Genomic DNA, 17,033 nt, shown 5'->3' with positions numbered 1-17,033 from the left:
CTTAGTATGAATTTCTTCTATATTGCTGTAGATATTTTGGAGATGTAATGAAATATATCCTTTCCCTCGTTCTCTTATCCATTCAGATGTTATTGGGATGGGGAAGTACAGGGCACAAGATCGTTAACAAGGGAGCAGTGCAGCACCTTCCATCGTCCATGCAAAAATTTATCGATCAGCAGTCGTTTTTAGAACTGCACTCGACGGATGCTGATACGCGGAAGACGGGAGATACGGCAATGTTCTCAGAGCAGTACAGACATTATCTTGATGTCGATGAATATCCGGACTTTAAAAATCTTAACAGGAATTTTAATACGCTTATAACCCAGTTTGGATGGTCACGAGTAAAGGGGAATGGAACAAACCCTTGGTGTACCGTATGGGTGATGGATTCCTTAACGACGCAATTGAAACGAGGAGACTGGAATTCTGCATATCAATCTGCTGCCGATCTTGGACATTATGTCGGTGATCCCCACCAACCTCTTCACGCCGCATATAATTATGATGGAAAACTAACGGGAAATACCGGCATCCATTCTCGTTATGAATCGACAATGCTGGGCAAATTCCAGACACAGATTGTCGTAACAAAAGATTCGGTAAAATATATCAGCGATATATACGGATTTGTTTTTGATTACATCCTTAAATCCAATGCATTATGTGATTCAATTTTTCGTGCTGATAATGAAGCAAAAGCTGTTACCGGCGGTTCCTATACCAATCAATATTACGATACACTTTGGAAAAAGCTTGGTGCTATGACAAAAGCTCAGATTCAATCTGCAACAGTCGATCTTGCCAGTTTATGGTACACTGCATGGATAAATGCGGGACTCTTATCACCACCGACAAATGTAAAAAAAATTGAATCTTCCAAATCTAAATCATTCAATCTCCATCAGAATTATCCAAATCCGTTCAATCCGAAAACAACAATCCAATTTGATGTGACTCAGAGGGGAAATGTTAAACTGGATATTATTTCGTTGGAAGGGAAACATATCACAACATTGATTGATCATGAATGCGAAGAGGGAAGTTACACTGCTGATTGGGATGCATCGCATTTCTCGAGCGGCATTTATTTGGTTCGATTGGAAACTGATGATTTTTCACAGGCAAAAAAAATACTGCTCATAAAATGAAAACAACCTCTTCTTGGACATCCGATGAACGAAAAATTCTTCGTTTGTTCACAACGCCGATCAAGATACAACAGTTTTTAGATAACGTTGTATACAGTGCGGAATCCCGTTATCGATCTCCTCGTTCAGTTCTTAAAGATCGAAAAGCGCATTGCTTTGATGGTGCCGTATTTGCCGCCGTAATGCTTCAACGGCTTGGATTTGCACCGTTGATTGTTGATATGCAGGCTGTGCGGGATGACGATCATGTCATTGCGGTCTTTCAGAAAAATGGAAAATATGGCGCAATTGCGAAATCAAATTTTGTCGGACTCCGTTTTCGGGAACCGATTTATCGCGATGTTCGAGAGCTTGTGTTGTCGTATTTTGAATCATTCTATAATCTGAATAAGGAAAAGAGTCTGCGGCAGTTTACGGTGCCGCTTAATCTTACAAAATATCCCAATGTTGAATTTGATGATCAAGTGATGGAAGAGATTGGATTAAAACTGAGTTATATACCCGTAACGAAAATTATGACCCCTGTACAGATTCGTTCGCTGCAAAAAGTAGATGAGAGAGCATATAAGGCGGGAATGATCGGTGCGGTGAAAAAAGGAATCTACAAGCCCTAAATGATGATATATCAAAAATGGGTTCGCGAAATTGCGAAATGCGTTTAAATGGAGAATAATGTTATATAATCTTGTATCTGAGTACAAACCGCAAGGCGATCAACCTGAAGCAATTCGTGAATTGACCGAGGGAATTGAACGAGGAGATCAATTTCAGACACTGCTTGGTGTTACCGGAAGCGGGAAAACATTTTCTGTTTCCAATGTGATTAAGAATTTCGACCGTCCCATCTTAATCATGTCGCATAACAAAACTCTTGCCGCCCAATTATATGCGGAGTTTAAAAGTTTCTTTCCAAAAGATCACGTCGAATTCTTCATTAGTTATTACGATTATTATCAGCCGGAAGCATATGTTCCGACAACAGATACATACATCCAAAAAGATTCTTCGGTGAACGAAGAGATCGATCGGCTGCGGCTTCGTGCGACCAGTGCGCTTCTTTCTGGAAATCGAAATGTTATTGTTGTCGCCTCTGTCAGTTGTATCTATGGCATCGGTGCTCCGGACGAGTGGATTGCCCAGATGGTGGTGATTAAAAAAGGAGATAAGCTGGAGCGGAACAAGTTCCTTCGTAAACTTCTCGATATTTTCTATTCTCGGAATGATTATGAATTTCAACGCGGAACATTTCGTGTCCGAGGGGATGTGGTTGAAGTGATCCCTGCGTATGAGAATGATGAAGCGATCCGGGTGGAATTTTTCGGTGATGAAATTGAAAAAATTTCGTACATCAACTCGCTTGATGGAACGATCCTTGGCGAAACGGATTATGATGTAATTTATCCCGCAAAACAGTTTGTGACAACCCGTGAATCGCTTGAAAAAGGAATGAAAACAATCGAGATTGAACTGAAAGAGCGGCTGGAAGAATTGCGTAATCTGGGGAAATATGTTGAAGCGCAGCGGCTTGAACAGCGTACGAGGTTCGACCTTGAAATGATGCGTGAAGTCGGGTATTGCAACGGAATCGAAAACTATTCCCGACATCTTGCTTCGCGTCCGCCCGGTTCACGTCCGTTCTGTTTATTCGATTATTTTCCAAAGGATTTTCTTCTCATTATTGATGAGTCTCACGTAACAGTCCCGCAAATTGGAGCCATGTACTTTGGAGACCGCAGTCGAAAAACAACGTTGGTTGAACACGGTTTTAGACTTCCTTCCGCTCTTGATAACCGTCCGTTGAAATTTGATGAATGGGAACAGATTGTGAACCAGGTGATCTTTGTCAGCGCAACTCCCGGAAAATATGAGATGGAAAAGACGCAGGGAGTTTTTGTTGAGCAAGTGATTCGCCCGACGGGATTGCTTGATCCGGTGATAGAAGTCCGTCCTGTAAAAAATCAAATTGATGACCTGCTCGCCGAAATTCGGGATAAGGTGATAAAGAGAGAACGGGTGTTGGTGACTACATTAACCAAACGCATGGCTGAAGATTTGACGGAATATTTGGTCGATCTTGGGATAAAAGTTGAATACATCCATTCCGAAGTCGACGCGCTGAGTCGTGTCGAGATCCTTCGCAATCTCCGGCTTGGCAATAGTGATGTGATTGTTGGAGTAAATTTATTACGTGAAGGACTTGATCTGCCTGAGGTATCGCTCGTAGCCATTCTCGATGCAGATAAAGAAGGATTCTTGCGTTCCGAACGGTCGTTGATCCAAACCGCCGGCCGCACAGCACGCAACGCAAATGGTAAAGTGATTATGTATGCAGATAAGATGACCGATTCGATGAAAAAAACAATAGACGAAACGGAACGTCGCCGTACAAAACAAATTGCTTATAACACAGAGCATGGCATTACCCCCAAAACCATTTATAAAACACACGATGAGATTATTGCTTCAACTGCTGTAGCCGATGTTTCATCACGCTATGAAGCGAAAAAAGAACAAAAACATTTAGCGGTCGTCGCTGAAAATGTAGTGAAGTATTTGTCGGTAGAGCAACGGAAGGATTTGATTGAAGAACTGACAACGGAAATGCATCGCGCGTCTGCTGACCTTGAATTTGAACGAGCGGCACAGCTGCGAGACGAAATTCAACGTTTAACAGTTTCGAAGTAGCATCAACGGACAAACAGAAAAGAAATAATCATTGCCTTTCTGGTAAGGATGATAATAGTATGGAATTGATATGAATGTTTTTACTTCAACACTTCATGCTGTGAAAGATTTTCTCTTCGTTACTACCTGTTTCCATTGTAACGAACAATTGAAGAATGATGAACAGCGAATCTGCCATCGGTGTTGGAACGAATTGTCCTTTGTTGGAGAAGATGATTATACATATAAAGTATTGCAAGAACGTTTCGCTATGGAGAATGCGGTTGACGAATTTTACACTCTGTATTACTTTGAAAAAGGAAAATTACTTCAAAGTCTTGCACATTCGTTAAAATATGAAGAGATAACATCCTTTGGATTTGAGTTGGGACAAAGGTTGTCAGTGAAAATACGTAGCAAGCATATTGATTTCATCGTTCCGGTGCCGCTCAACAAACGAAAAGAACGGGAACGAGGATATAATCAAAGCGATTTTATTGCACATGGTTTGGCTTCGGTCATTCATGTTCCGGTAATGACGAATCTGGTTCAGCGAGTAAAATATACTATCACACAAACTCATCTGAACGCAGAGCAACGGAAATCAAATATTGCCGAAGCGTTTGCGGTAAAAAATGGTGATACGATACAAGGAAAGAATATTTTAATTGTTGACGACATCATTACGACAGGGTCCACAATTCAAGAATTGGGAAAAGTGTTAAAAGCAGGGGGAGCAAAAATGATTATTGCAGGGTCGGCAGGTTTGGCAAAATTAGGGGAAAATGTGTAATATCAATCTACTACACTACCACTGTTTTTAGGAGCTTTGCATGAAAAAAATCTTGATTGTTGATGATGATGATCATATGAGGATATTGATAACAACCGTTTTTAAGGCGAGTGGATTTGAAATGATGGAGGCGGACAACGGTGGAGATGCATTAGAAATGATAAAAAATAATTCTCCGGATCTGATCATCAGCGACGTCATGATGGATAATATGAATGGGTTCATGTTGCGCGAAGAGTTGAAAAGTGATCCGAAGTTGGCAAATATTCCTTTCATACTCATGACCGGTATGGCCATGACAGCCGGCGCATGGGAAGCTGATCCAACGGTTGGCTATATTGTGAAACCGTTCATTATGCCCGACCTATTAGCAATAGTAGAAAAAAAGTTATCTTCGGTATGATGAGAACTGGTTTAAAATACGAAAGGCATCTTTCGATGCCTTCGTTTAGTAGCGGGGCTAGGACTTGAACCTAGAACCTTCGGGTTATGAGCCCGACGAGCTGCCAATTGCTCCACCCCGCGATCAATTTGTATACAAATATACTCAATTAATGGAAGGCAGTCAAGGTAAGATTTAATTATGAAAAAGAAACTTTCAATTTTAGTTTCCAATGATGATGGTATTTTAGCAGAAGGATTAAGTGCATTAGTAAAAGAATTACAGACAATTGCAGAAGTAACAATTGTTGCACCGGACAGTCAGCAAAGTGCGGTTGGACATGCGATCACTGTTCATCGTCCACTACGTGTGCGGGAAGTAAAAAAAGACGGAGATTTTTTTGGTTATGCGGTTGACGGAACGCCGGCGGACTGCGTAAAACTTGCTATCCGAAATGTCATGAAGACAAAACCTGATCTTGTCATTTCAGGCATCAATCATGGTTCAAATACGGCAATCAGTGTTATTTATTCGGGAACTGTTTCTGCGGCGACGGAAGGGACAATTCTTGGTATTCCCTCATTCGCAATGTCATTAACAACATTTGAAGCCAATGCAGATTTTTCGTATGCGGCAAAATTTGCTCGTCAACTTGCATTAAAAGTTACTGAGCACGGTCTGCCGAATGGAACGTTATTGAATGTTAATGTTCCCCCATTATTGGAAAAAGAGATTCAAGGGGTTGTTATCACACGGCAGGGAAAATCAATCTGGAACGATGAATTTGAAGCACGGCGCGATCCGGGAAACAAACAATATTTTTGGCTGAAAGGGGAATTAGTGGAGTTGGATGAAGAAGAGGACATTGATCAGCGAGCAATTTTGAATAATAAAGTGTCTATTACTCCAATTCAATTCGACTTGACGAATTACGCCTTAATAGAAAACCTAAAACAGTGGAAAATAGAAAAATGAGTTGATTATACTGCTTGTCTCTGTTTTTCCCGTAATAATATTTTTTTGGAAACGTCATTCGCTGAAAGGAGAGATTCTGAATTAGGGTTGAGCAAAGATTTTGTCAAATCGTTATCATAGTGGTATTGTATAACGAACTCAAGAACATTCGAAAGTCTAAATTTTCTATGTCCGCCCGGCGTTCTGAAACATCGTAACCTTCCCTCATCAGTCCAACGCTTTATGGTGGACTTACTTACTTGTAATAGCCTTGAAAGATCTTCCGTAGTAAGCAGCTCTTCATTCATTTCATCTCACGTATGCAATAGAAAATCAAACTAATAAATGACTAATTGTTTCTAACAGTGTGTCCGTTAAAAATGGCTTCCGGAGAAATTCAATTTTTCCCGGTTCTAAATAGGTCGGAATATCTTCTTCCATAATCGATCCGCTGATGACCAATATTTTGATTGTTGGCTTCAAAGAAAGAAAACTATGTATTGCTTTATGTCCCCCCAGTTTTGGCATATTAAGATCGCAGATTATTACATCGACGGTCTCAAGGTTTTTTTTAAATGCAGTTATTCCTTCCAGACCATCATATGCGGTAAGCACCTTATAACCGGCTATTTCCATCAATATTTTGGTCACTTCTACAAAAGATAGTTCATCATCAATAATCAATAAGGTTTTCGCCTTACTGATTGTTGAAGTTCTACGGTCATGGGAAGTCATCAAAAAGTCCTTTAAGCATCAGGTAAATGAATTAATCGAATTCTACTGGAAATACCATAGATCTGCACAGAGACTATTGTTTCCCTTTGTATTTTTTTTATTTACCTTGCATTGGGTTTAGCTCACCCGAGAGGTCCACGTCGGTAAAATATCTCTCGTTTAGATTACTGTGGTGGCGGTAATGTTCCTATGGGATCACCGCACGCTTCTACGGTAACAGTGGTTTCTATTGATAATGAGGTGGTTTCGATTGCAATTCCCAACACAATAAGAATCGAAATGGTTGTAAGAAGATTTGACATAAATGCTCCAAATAGTGTTTTGATAATGGTGTTGTGAAGTTTGTGTGTATATGTACATATACTCCACGAGCGGTCTGTTTTGGAGCCATATTCAGAAAAAAATAATTAATTTTAAGCGTTGTTAAAATTGTCGAAATTACTTAAAAATAGACTCTTTTTAGTTTTCCTGGTATTTCAGGGATCATTTTCCGCGGATATTATTTCGGACTCTCTGAAGGGAAATATCCAAACGACACTGGCCGAGAGATTTTTCAATGAATCTCAATTCGACAGTTCTGAGGTCTATTATAAAAAAGCGTCCGATACGTGGCAATCGACTGGACAAATTAATTACTATGTAGATGCACGGATTGGAACAGCGAAGAGTCTAGTGCGCCTTGGTACTGTAAAAGAAGCCAGCACATTGCTTGCAGATATTGAACAAATACACATCGAAAAAAAATGCAGACAATGTTCGCACATGGGAACAGTATATTCGATGTTAGCGTATTGTTTTTTTGCATCAGAGGAATTTTCGGTCTCAATTGTATATGCAGAAAAAAGTATTGAGTATAATACTTACACCGTTGGGGTGAATCACGAACAGACCGCCTCGGCGTATTATATGCTGGGTCTTGGGCAAAAAGCTAAGGGGGATTACAAGAAGTCAATCGAAGCATTCAATACTGCGTATGATATACGGTATAAATTATTCGGAGAGAAAAATAATAATCTTGCCAATACGCTCACAATGATCGGTACGGTATATGACGATCAAAACAAATTTGATAATGCTTTAACGTATTATCAACATGCATTGAAAATTCTCGAAACTCTTCAACTTCAATCCACATCCGATGCTGCGACAAATCATATTTATACAATGTCATCTTTATTTAACAGGGGTGACTTTGTGCAAGCTATTGAGCATGGAAAAAGGGCAATTGAAATATATCAATCGCTTTCTCTCCCTGAACATGCAAACGTAGCAAGCGCATATGCAAAACTTGGGGAGATGTATACTGCTCTCGGAGATTTTGAAAAAGCAAAAGATCACCTCCTTCATTCCCTAGATATTTTCGTTCGAAAATATCCTCAAAAACTATCCGCTGTTGGTGGAGCACATATCCTTCTTGGTGAAGTATATAACAACATTGGTATGTCGGAACTGGCAATATCGTCATCCGAAAAGGGAATACTACTATTTGAGCAGGCATTCGGACAATATCATCCTCAGGTTGGATTCAGGTATGAACAATTAGCTGGAATTTATTTCAATACAAAACATTATGATGATGCTATTCGGTACTACAGAAAAGCGATAACAGCGCGTGAACGTGTTACTGACTCGCTTTCTCGCAATGATTTATCCTCACTCCATGCATCCATCGGCAAAGTGTATATTTCTAAAGGGAAATGCGATTCTGCATTGTCGAGTTTGCAAATGGCATTAAAGATTGAAAAACATTCTCAGGAAAAAAATATCCTCCAAAGCGCAATTCTCCAGCAGCGCTTTGGTGAGCTTGCTCTGCATCAAAAAATGTTTGATAAAGCGTTAAACTATTATCAAAAAGCATTATTTGATTTAACAGTGACGAGTAACAGCAGCGATGTTCATATGCTCCCTTCCGAAGCGGACATTGAAAAAAGTATTTACAAAAGAGAAATATTGAATGTTATTACTGGTAAGGCTGATATTTTTGAACAATTATTCGAACGTCATTCCAATCTGGGTGATCTCATTTCGGCGTTTAATCATTACACTCAATCACTCAATATTTTAGATGATGTGCGGAAACAGTATTCTTCCGATGCTTCAAAGTTTTATCTTGCTGAATTGGGAGCTTCTCTTTATAGAAAAGGATGCAGAACTGCTCTACAATTGTATGAAAAAACAAAGCAACAAAAATATCTTGAACAGGCGTTCGTGATTGCCGATAGAAGCAAAGGAAATGTTTTGCTTGAACGATTGTTTGATGGTAATGCTAAACGGGTTGCTGATATACCTGATTCGATATTGCATGTTGAAAACGAACTATTAAATCGCATTGCGTATCTTGAAACTGCCATTTCCCGGCTATCGGAATCAAATGAAATAAAAGGCGTATTGGTGAGGGTATATGAAAACGAACATTTTGAATTGAAACAAAAACATCAGGCTCTCATTGAACTATTAGAAAAAAAATACCCAAAATACTACGCATTGAAGTATGCAAAGTATTCATTTTCACTCGGTGAAGTACAGCATCATCTTGCTGATGATGAAATGTTGGTTGAATATTTCATCGACGAGAAGAAAATTTATCTTTTTTCTGTCTCAAAAACGTCGCTGTCTCTAAAAAAGGTAAATGGAACTGAACACATTGGAAGAATGGTCCGTCAATTTTCTTCATCGTTGAAAACAATTGATGCAGAACTGTACAGAGCAACCGGAAGTGAATTGTATGTTTCGCTTGTGAAACCATTGAATTTGGACAGATTGCAAACTAAAAAATTGATCATAGTTCCCGACGGATTCTTACATTATATCCCATTTGAAGCATTGCCGATGAGTAAAAGTGCTACAGGATCTATCGATTTTACAAAATTGGAATATCTCATTTCTCAGTATGATATTTCATATTCATATTCTGCATCGTTTGATCTTACGCAGCAGAAAAAGGATGCAGGGCATATAGTTACTAGTCCAAGTTTTGCCGGATTTGCTCCGGTATTCAAAGATTCTTCCAAGAACAGTGATGTATTTGCAAATCGAACTTTTGCGGAAGAGAGCGGCATATCGGATGTTCGTTCTATCACCTTGGACGGTAAGAAATTTAATGAACTGAAATATTCTGAGAATGAAATTGTTTCAATCAGTAATACGCTCAAAAATCATCAGGCAACCGTTAAGAATTTCCTTCACACTTCTGCAAGTGAGAAGAATTTCAAATTCTTTTCACCCCTTTATGATATAGTCCACATAGCAACTCATGGCTTTATTAACGAGAAAAATCCGAAGCTCTCCGCCGTAATTTTCTCACAGCCCCAAACAACTTCGGAGGATGATGACGGCATCCTCTATTTGAATGAAACATGTAATCTAAATTTAAAAGCACAATTAGTTGTTCTGAGCAGCTGCGAAAGCGGTATCGGTCAATTAATTCATGGTGAAGGAATGATAGCTCTTTCTCGAGGTTTGTTGTATGCTGGAGCAAAGAATATTATCTTTTCACTCTGGAAGGTCTCCGATAAACAGACCTATGCATTGATGGATGAACTGTATAAAAATATTGCCGAGGGAAAATCGTATGCATCATCGCTCCGTTTGGCAAAACTGTCCATGATTCGATCTCAAGAAACATCATTTCCCGGCAAGTGGAGCGGATTTGTGCTCATCGGGAAATAATCCTACTTCACGAAAAACTTACCCACAAAAAGCAATTCATCATCCGATTCCAATTTCCAGTAATATAATCCTGGCGGAAAGGTCTTTGCCGTCACAAAAGTATTTTTCTGTACAATCGATGTCAGAATAGTAATTTCTCGATTGGTGAGGATTTTGATTTTTACCGGTTTATCATATTGATTCCAATGAAAGGTAATTGGTGAATGTACAATTGCTCCATTCTCTGGTGAGATTACTTCGATCGTCGAAGAACGATATTCTGTATGCACTACATCGTCCAAATTCGGCGAAGGAGAAAATGAATCTGCTAGCAGATCATTTATCGGTTTTTGGGAAGAGATATTCTTGCGTGCTTTTACAGAATCATTCAATAGTAATGACTTGGAAATTTCTGGTGTGACGGTCAATTCTTTTTGAATGAAAAGAAAATATAATGTTCCAATTAATGCAGCCAGGATAAAGATGGCGGCGATTCGATATGATTGTATAAAGTAATGCATTTTTGAAGGTTTGATATCAAAGAATGGATGCTGTATGGTTTTTTCTTCCATGCCTTCTTGAACGAGGTCAAATACTTCAACAATTTGCAATTTGCATTCCTCGCAATGTTCAACATGTTGGAGAATTTCTTTTGGCAGCTGGGAGAGATGTTCAAGGTGCAATGCATCCACATACAAAGCGATGCCATTTTCATCAAGATGATGTTGTTTTGTAAAGAATGTCTGTTGTGCTGTGATTGTTTTCATAAAAATTATCTTCCAAATGTGTAATGTTCAAGTAAGGTTTTTACTGTTTCCTTTGTATGGGATCTGTGACGACTCTTACCGTTTAAAATTGTAATGACTTTGTACAGATGATCCTGCGTCCATCGGCGAAGTGAAGCGCCTGATGTTGTATTTCCTTCCTGTCTATTCATGGAAGGTGCAATAATATTGAAATTCTCTACTTCCAAACGTTCGTCATAGTTCCCTCCCAAAAGGGTGAAAATTGAATTCCGGTCTAGGTAGGTACTCAACGTAAAACATTCATTAATTTCCTGTTTCGTAACGGGCAATCGAAAATAGATTTTAAGACAGATAATGATTTTGGGTGCTTGGGCGTTATAAAGCTTTAAGGCCATGATTAATCGGTGTAATTCATCATCAATGTTTAGTGTTCGAAAAATTTCAGATTCTTCTGCAGGATGGTCAAACGTCTCCAGTGATACTGTATTGAGTTCGTGTCGTTCGCTATCGTGTATGTCCAGGCAAATGTTCCGGATGACGACGTTCATGTAAGTAACCAAAAGAACCTTACCATTGAAATTCTTTTCAATACTGGGAAGTCGCTTAATCAACTCTTCATTTACTGATTGTATAATGTCATGAATATGATGTGCAGAAAATAATCTGTTTTTAATAAAGTGTTTAACAACAATTTTAACGATCCTTTGACAACGAAGGATGAATTCATCTTTGTCAGTGCGTAAAAGGATAATGTCTAACGTGTGATCAGTATGATGCATTGATAGTATCTAAACGATGGTAGAATTTGAGCGCCTGCATATTGCAGTATAGTGTATTCAAAATATACAAACCGTAGTTCAGCACTGCAATATATTGCTCTTAGTTTTCCCAACCCATCATATCATGAAGGTGTCAACGGTCTCCTTTCATTTGTACATTTTCCCAATGAAGGGGGAGTAAATTATCAATCGAATTTGTACCACCGTTTGATCTCGGGACGATTTGAACAATTTCCCAGCCATATTGATTTTTTTTTCCAAATTCGTGTTTTGCAATAATTTTTCCTAAATGATCGCGTCTGAAAAAATAAAATCCGAATTCTTTACTCGCTTTTTCCCAAACAGCATTTATTGTGTAGGGATCATATTGTTCAAGCATTGCATTGGTATTCGCTGAAAAAAGGCTTTTAAGTGTTTGAGAAAAGTGATCTTTTTTCGGTTCGGAGAATCTATTGTTAATATCCATGTACACCTTTCAGATGATTTTTTGCTTTCTATATACATATACTCTAACCCGCCGGTCAATTGGAGCCAAAGGTTGGAGAAAAATTGGAGTGACGCATTTTGTTATGGAGGATTACTGAATAAGGAAGGATATTTTGCTTCTGAGTCAGATTTTCGGTACCTTTTATGCCAATTTAGAGAATTTATGCGCGCTATTATTCCTGTGGCCGGAGTTGGAAGTAGACTTCGTCCGCATACATACACAGTTCCAAAGGTGCTCCTGAATGTTGCCGGTAAACCGATTATCGGTCACATTATGGATAAGATTATCACCGAAGGGTTTGATTCTGCAACAATCATTGTTGGGTATCTGGGTGATCTTATTAAAGAATACATTACTGAAAATTATAAGATCAAAGTCGATTTTGTTGAACAGGAAGAACGGTTAGGTCTTGGACATGCAATTTATCTTTCTCGTCACACAATCTCCAAAGACCCTATTTTGATTATTCTTGGAGACACTGTTTTTGATGTCGATCTTGGAAAAATGATTAAGAGTGATTATTCGACCATTGGGGTGAAAGAAGTTCAGGATCCTCGACGGTTTGGTGTAGCAGAGACGACAGATGGATTCATTACTAAATTGATCGAGAAGCCAGAGAATCCTACGAGCAATTTGGCGATCGTAGGACTATATTTTATTAAACATCCAGATGTGTTAATCGAATGTCTAAAGGAAAATATCAAACGTGACGTTCGTACGAAGAATGAGTATCAGTTGACTGACGGTCTTCAAGCGATGATTGAGCGCGGCGAAAAACTGACAACGTTTGGTATTGAAGGATGGTACGATTGTGGGAAACCGGAGACATTGTTAGATACAAATCGTCACCTGTTGAATGAAACAAAGACGAATGGAATTCATGAAGGTGTTGTTATCATTCCTCCGGTCTTTATTGCCCCGACTGCAAAAGTTGAACGTTCAGTTATTGGTCCATACGCAACAATTGCCGACGGTGCAAGTGTCATAGATGCGGTTGTAAAAAATTCAATTGTGAGTGAACATGCAACGGTTGAGAAAGTGTTGTTGGATGGTTCTATCATTGGCAGTAATGCTCACATTACCGGCGGGTTCAAACGGATTAACATCGGTGATTCGTCGGAATTGGAATATTCTTAAAGTAGTTTATTTTCAAATTTCTATCGGTTGTAATTTGTGTTTTGATATTTAGGATTTACAATCAATTATTTTTTAACAAATTAATATCAGAATTTATTCATTTAATCATAATAACAGGAGTCAAATTTTCATGCGTTATCTTTTTACATCAGAGTCGGTTTCCGAAGGACATCCCGATAAAGTTGCGGATCAAATTTCCGATGCAATTCTTGATGCTTTGCTTGCTCAGGATAAATATTCACGCGTTGCGTGCGAAACAATGGTTACCACTGGACAAGTGATTGTTGCCGGTGAAGTGACGACGAATGCCTATATTGATATTCATGAAGTTGTTCGTGGAACAATTAAAGAAATAGGATATACAAAAGCAGAATACAAATTCGATGCTGAATCATGCGGTATTCTCAACGCTATTCATTCGCAATCTGCTGATATTGCTATGGGTGTAAACACTGGCGGCGCAGGCGATCAGGGAATGATGTTTGGTTATGCTAACAACGAAACGCCTGAATTGATGCCTGCAGCAATCATGTATGCTCACCAACTCGTAAAAAAACTCGCAGACATTCGCAAAAAGAATTCGAAGTTAATGCCGTATCTTCGTCCCGATGCAAAATCTCAAGTAACAATTGAGTATGATGGACGCAAGCCGATCCGAGTGGATGCCGTTGTTATCTCCACACAACATGACCCGACTGTTTCGCAAAAGAAGATTAAAGATGATGTGATTAATAATGTTATTAAGAAAGTGATTCCTGCGCGCTTTCTTGATAAAAAGACAAAATATTATGTGAATCCGACCGGTAATTTTGTTATCGGCGGACCGCATGGAGACAGCGGATTAACTGGTCGTAAGATTATTGTTGATACCTACGGCGGACGCGCACCCCACGGAGGCGGAGCATTTTCAGGAAAAGATCCGTCCAAAGTTGACCGAAGCGCTGCGTACGCAACACGCCATCTTGCAAAGAACGTTGTTGCAGCAGGACTTGCCGAAGAATGTCAGATTCAGGTTGCTTATGCAATCGGTGTGGCAGAACCGGTTTCAATTTATGTCCAAACATTCGGAACAGGCGTTATGCCGGATTCTGAAATATCAAAGATCCTAGTAAAGAATGTTGATATGACACCACGTGGTATCATCAAACGTTTGAACTTGTTGCGCCCGGTCTACAAAAAATCTGCTGCCTATGGACATTTCGGACGGAATGAATTTTCATGGGAACAATTAGATCTTGTCTCAACATTGAAAAAAGCAGCAAAATAAATTTTAGTGGTGATGAATCACTGATTAATCAACTAACCCCGTAAGGTTATATTCATAATTAAAGGAGCTACAATGAGTGCAGTAATGGATGAAGCAGTGGCAAAAAAGATCACCAAGCCATCGCTTCCGTATAAAGTAAAGGATATGTCTCTAGCAACATGGGGACGAAAAGAAATTAAATTGGCAGAAACAGAAATGCCCGGCTTGATGGCGATTCGTGAAGAGTTTAAAGGAAAAAATCCTTTGAAAGGCGCACGTATCGCGGGCTGTCTTCACATGACGATTCAAACCGCAGTGTTGATTGAAACATTAATCGATCTCGGTGCGGAAGTTTCTTGGTCATCTTGCAATATTTTTTCAACACAAGATCACGCCGCTGCCGCTATTGCTGCAGCCGGAATTCCTGTCTACGCATGGAAAGAAATGTCCGCTGAAGAATTTGATTGGTGTATTGAACAGACATTGTTTGCATTTAAAGACGGCAAACCGTTGAATTTAATTCTTGATGATGGCGGTGATTTGACCAACATGGTATTTGATAAATACCCCGAGCTTGCTGCTGGTATAAAAGGACTTTCTGAAGAGACAACAACCGGTGTTCATCGTTTATATGATAGAATGAAAAACGGAACATTATTGATGCCTGCGATTAATGTGAATGACTCGGTTACAAAATCGAAATTCGACAACAAATATGGCTGCCGCGAATCACTGGTTGATGCAATTCGCCGCGCAACAGATTTGATGCTTGCCGGTAAAGTTGCTGTTGTTGCAGGTTTTGGAGACGTAGGCAAAGGATCCGCTGATTCATTGCGCGATGCAAAAGTTCGTGTCATTGTAACGGAGATTGACCCGATCTGCGCTCTTCAAGCAGCGATGGAAGGTTATGAAGTGAAGCGGATGGATGATGCAGTGAAGGAAGCCGACATTATCGTCACAACTACTGGAAACAAAAATATCATCACCGCAAAGCATTTCAAAGCAATGAAGCATAATGCGATCGTCTGCAATATCGGCCATTTTGATATTGAGATTGATATGGCATGGCTAAATGAAAACTACGGAAAATCAAAAGATACCATTAAACCGCAGGTTGATAAATATACGATTGATGGGAAGGACATTATTGTTCTTGCTGAAGGCCGTTTGGTAAATCTGGGCTGCGCAATGGGGCATCCCTCGTTTGTGATGTCGAACTCTTTCAGCAATCAAGTGCTTGCCCAGCTTGAATTGTGGAATAATTCAAATAAGTACGAGAAGAAGGTCTATACACTCCCGAAATATTTAGATGAAAAAGTTGCTCGATTGCATTTAAAGAAGATCGGTGTTGAACTTGACGTACTTTCGGAAGATCAGGCTCAATACATCGGTGTTGCGGTTGAAGGACCTTATAAACCGGATTATTATCGCTATTAAAATTTCCCAGATCGTTCTATTTTTGGACATATCGAGAAATACAAAAATCCCTGAATCGAAACACTTCAGGGATTTTTCGTTTGTAAGAAATGTTAAGGTTTTGAGGCTTATCATTTTTACGGTTCACAATCGTTCTTGTATTGTTTTACGAGGCTGTCTGCTACAGTCCTCAAAGCTTTCTTTCAAAATAAAATATTGTAATCAAGGTATAGAAACGTTCTTGCCAAATGAAACGTTTCTTCCCATCTTAGTGTTATAGTTGCTACACAAAATCAAAGGGAAACATAATGAACAAACTCATCGCGGCTACTGTTGTCGCACTTTTTGCGATTGGAACACTTTCAAGTCAGGAGATAACAAAGAACATGGACGCCCCAATTTATGGTTTTACAATGAAAACGCTTGAAGGAAAAGAAAGATCTCTTGCTGATTTTAAGGGAAAAGTGGTAATGATAGTCAATACCGCATCGTTTTGCGGTTATACACCTCAATACAAAGATCTTGAAGCAGTGTTTAAACAATACAAAGACAAAGGATTTGTCGTCATTGGCTTTCCTGCTAACAATTTTGGAAAACAGGAACCGGGAAAAGATGAGGATATTGCCACTTTCTGCGAAAGAAATTATGGTGTGTCATTCCCCATGTTCAGTAAAATCAGCGTCAAAGGAGATGATATTCATCCGCTCTATAAGTATCTGACAACGGAAACACAATTTAAGGAAGAAATTGCCTGGAACTTTACAAAGTTTCTGGTTGATAAAAACGGGAATGTTGTTTCAAAGTTTGCATCGAAAGTAAAGCCGACCGAAAAAGAGGTTATTACTAAAATCGATGAATTGCTGACACAGAAATAATTAATTGTCATTTCGAA

At 39.2% G+C, this 17,033-nt stretch carries 16 protein-coding genes and 1 tRNA gene; 11 read left to right on the top strand and 6 right to left on the bottom strand.

Annotated elements, in window-relative coordinates:
* Window positions 1-47: 47 nt before the first annotated feature.
* The 5 genes from WDA22_11220 (at window position 48) to WDA22_11200 (ending at window position 5,014) form a co-directional block, all read left to right on the top strand.
* Window positions 48-1,154: a S1/P1 nuclease gene (locus WDA22_11220; GenBank protein ID MFA5834033.1), complete on the top strand. Its 1,107-nt coding sequence runs from the start codon at window positions 48-50 to the stop codon at window positions 1,152-1,154.
* Window positions 1,151-1,768, top strand: coding sequence for a hypothetical protein (locus WDA22_11215; GenBank protein ID MFA5834032.1), 618 nt, complete (start codon window positions 1,151-1,153; stop codon window positions 1,766-1,768). The genes WDA22_11220 and WDA22_11215 overlap by 4 nt, the downstream gene beginning before the upstream one ends.
* A gap of 58 nt (window positions 1,769-1,826) precedes the next feature.
* The gene (gene uvrB / locus WDA22_11210; GenBank protein ID MFA5834031.1) at window positions 1,827-3,839 is read left to right on the top strand and encodes an excinuclease ABC subunit UvrB; all 2,013 of its coding nucleotides are present in this window, start codon (window positions 1,827-1,829) and stop codon (window positions 3,837-3,839) included.
* Between the two features lie 70 nt (window positions 3,840-3,909).
* Window positions 3,910-4,611 (top strand): phosphoribosyltransferase family protein, encoded by a 702-nt coding sequence (locus WDA22_11205; GenBank protein ID MFA5834030.1) that lies wholly within the window; start codon window positions 3,910-3,912, stop codon window positions 4,609-4,611.
* A gap of 40 nt (window positions 4,612-4,651) precedes the next feature.
* Window positions 4,652-5,014, top strand: a complete 363-nt coding sequence (locus tag WDA22_11200) for a response regulator (GenBank protein MFA5834029.1) — start codon at window positions 4,652-4,654, stop codon at window positions 5,012-5,014.
* A 49-nt stretch (window positions 5,015-5,063) separates the two neighbouring features.
* Here the strand turns inward: WDA22_11200 and WDA22_11195 are convergent.
* A tRNA-Met gene (locus tag WDA22_11195) sits at window positions 5,064-5,136 on the bottom strand.
* Between the two features lie 58 nt (window positions 5,137-5,194).
* On the opposite strand from WDA22_11195, the gene surE reads away from it, so the two are divergent.
* Window positions 5,195-5,968 carry a 5'/3'-nucleotidase SurE gene (gene surE, locus WDA22_11190; GenBank protein MFA5834028.1) on the top strand — a complete coding sequence of 258 codons (774 nt, stop codon included), beginning with the start codon at window positions 5,195-5,197 and terminating at the stop codon, window positions 5,966-5,968.
* A 312-nt stretch (window positions 5,969-6,280) separates the two neighbouring features.
* Here surE and WDA22_11185 read toward each other — a convergent pair whose 3' ends face one another.
* Window positions 6,281-6,682, bottom strand: coding sequence for a response regulator (locus WDA22_11185; protein ID MFA5834027.1), 402 nt, complete (start codon window positions 6,680-6,682; stop codon window positions 6,281-6,283).
* Window positions 6,683-6,846: 164 nt separating this feature from the next.
* The gene (locus WDA22_11180) at window positions 6,847-6,984 is read right to left on the bottom strand and encodes a hypothetical protein (protein ID MFA5834026.1); all 138 of its coding nucleotides are present in this window, start codon (window positions 6,982-6,984) and stop codon (window positions 6,847-6,849) included.
* Between the two features lie 127 nt (window positions 6,985-7,111).
* Between WDA22_11180 and WDA22_11175 the strand changes: the two genes are divergently transcribed.
* A complete protein-coding gene (locus tag WDA22_11175; protein ID MFA5834025.1) occupies window positions 7,112-10,351 on the top strand; it encodes a CHAT domain-containing tetratricopeptide repeat protein in 3,240 nt (1,079 codons plus the stop codon).
* 2 nt (window positions 10,352-10,353) lie between these two features.
* Here the strand turns inward: WDA22_11175 and WDA22_11170 are convergent, their stop codons facing one another.
* From WDA22_11170 to WDA22_11160, 3 genes are all read right to left on the bottom strand, one after another.
* Window positions 10,354-11,097 (bottom strand): hypothetical protein, encoded by a 744-nt coding sequence (locus WDA22_11170; GenBank protein MFA5834024.1) that lies wholly within the window; start codon window positions 11,095-11,097, stop codon window positions 10,354-10,356.
* Window positions 11,098-11,102: 5 nt separating this feature from the next.
* Window positions 11,103-11,624 carry a hypothetical protein gene (locus WDA22_11165; protein MFA5834023.1) on the bottom strand — a complete coding sequence of 174 codons (522 nt, stop codon included), beginning with the start codon at window positions 11,622-11,624 and terminating at the stop codon, window positions 11,103-11,105.
* Window positions 11,625-11,988: 364 nt separating this feature from the next.
* Complete coding sequence (locus tag WDA22_11160) at window positions 11,989-12,321, bottom strand: HNH endonuclease signature motif containing protein (protein ID MFA5834022.1); 333 nt, start codon at window positions 12,319-12,321, stop codon at window positions 11,989-11,991.
* A 183-nt stretch (window positions 12,322-12,504) separates the two neighbouring features.
* On the opposite strand from WDA22_11160, the gene WDA22_11155 reads away from it, so the two are divergent.
* From WDA22_11155 to WDA22_11140, 4 genes are all read left to right on the top strand, one after another.
* A complete protein-coding gene (locus WDA22_11155; GenBank protein MFA5834021.1) occupies window positions 12,505-13,479 on the top strand; it encodes a sugar phosphate nucleotidyltransferase in 975 nt (324 codons plus the stop codon).
* A 130-nt stretch (window positions 13,480-13,609) separates the two neighbouring features.
* The gene (gene metK, locus WDA22_11150; protein ID MFA5834020.1) at window positions 13,610-14,746 is read left to right on the top strand and encodes a methionine adenosyltransferase; all 1,137 of its coding nucleotides are present in this window, start codon (window positions 13,610-13,612) and stop codon (window positions 14,744-14,746) included.
* A gap of 72 nt (window positions 14,747-14,818) precedes the next feature.
* Entirely contained in the window at window positions 14,819-16,162 is a 1,344-nt protein-coding gene (gene ahcY, locus WDA22_11145) for an adenosylhomocysteinase (protein MFA5834019.1), read from the top strand.
* 365 nt (window positions 16,163-16,527) lie between these two features.
* Window positions 16,528-17,016, top strand: a complete 489-nt coding sequence (locus WDA22_11140) for a glutathione peroxidase (protein MFA5834018.1) — start codon at window positions 16,528-16,530, stop codon at window positions 17,014-17,016.
* Window positions 17,017-17,033 lie beyond the last annotated feature (17 nt).

The organism is Bacteroidota bacterium, from assembly GCA_041658205.1.
Taxonomy (GTDB): Bacteria; Bacteroidota; Ignavibacteria; order UBA10030; family UBA8401; genus UBA8401.
This window is presented reverse-complemented; position numbering and strand designations above follow the sequence as displayed.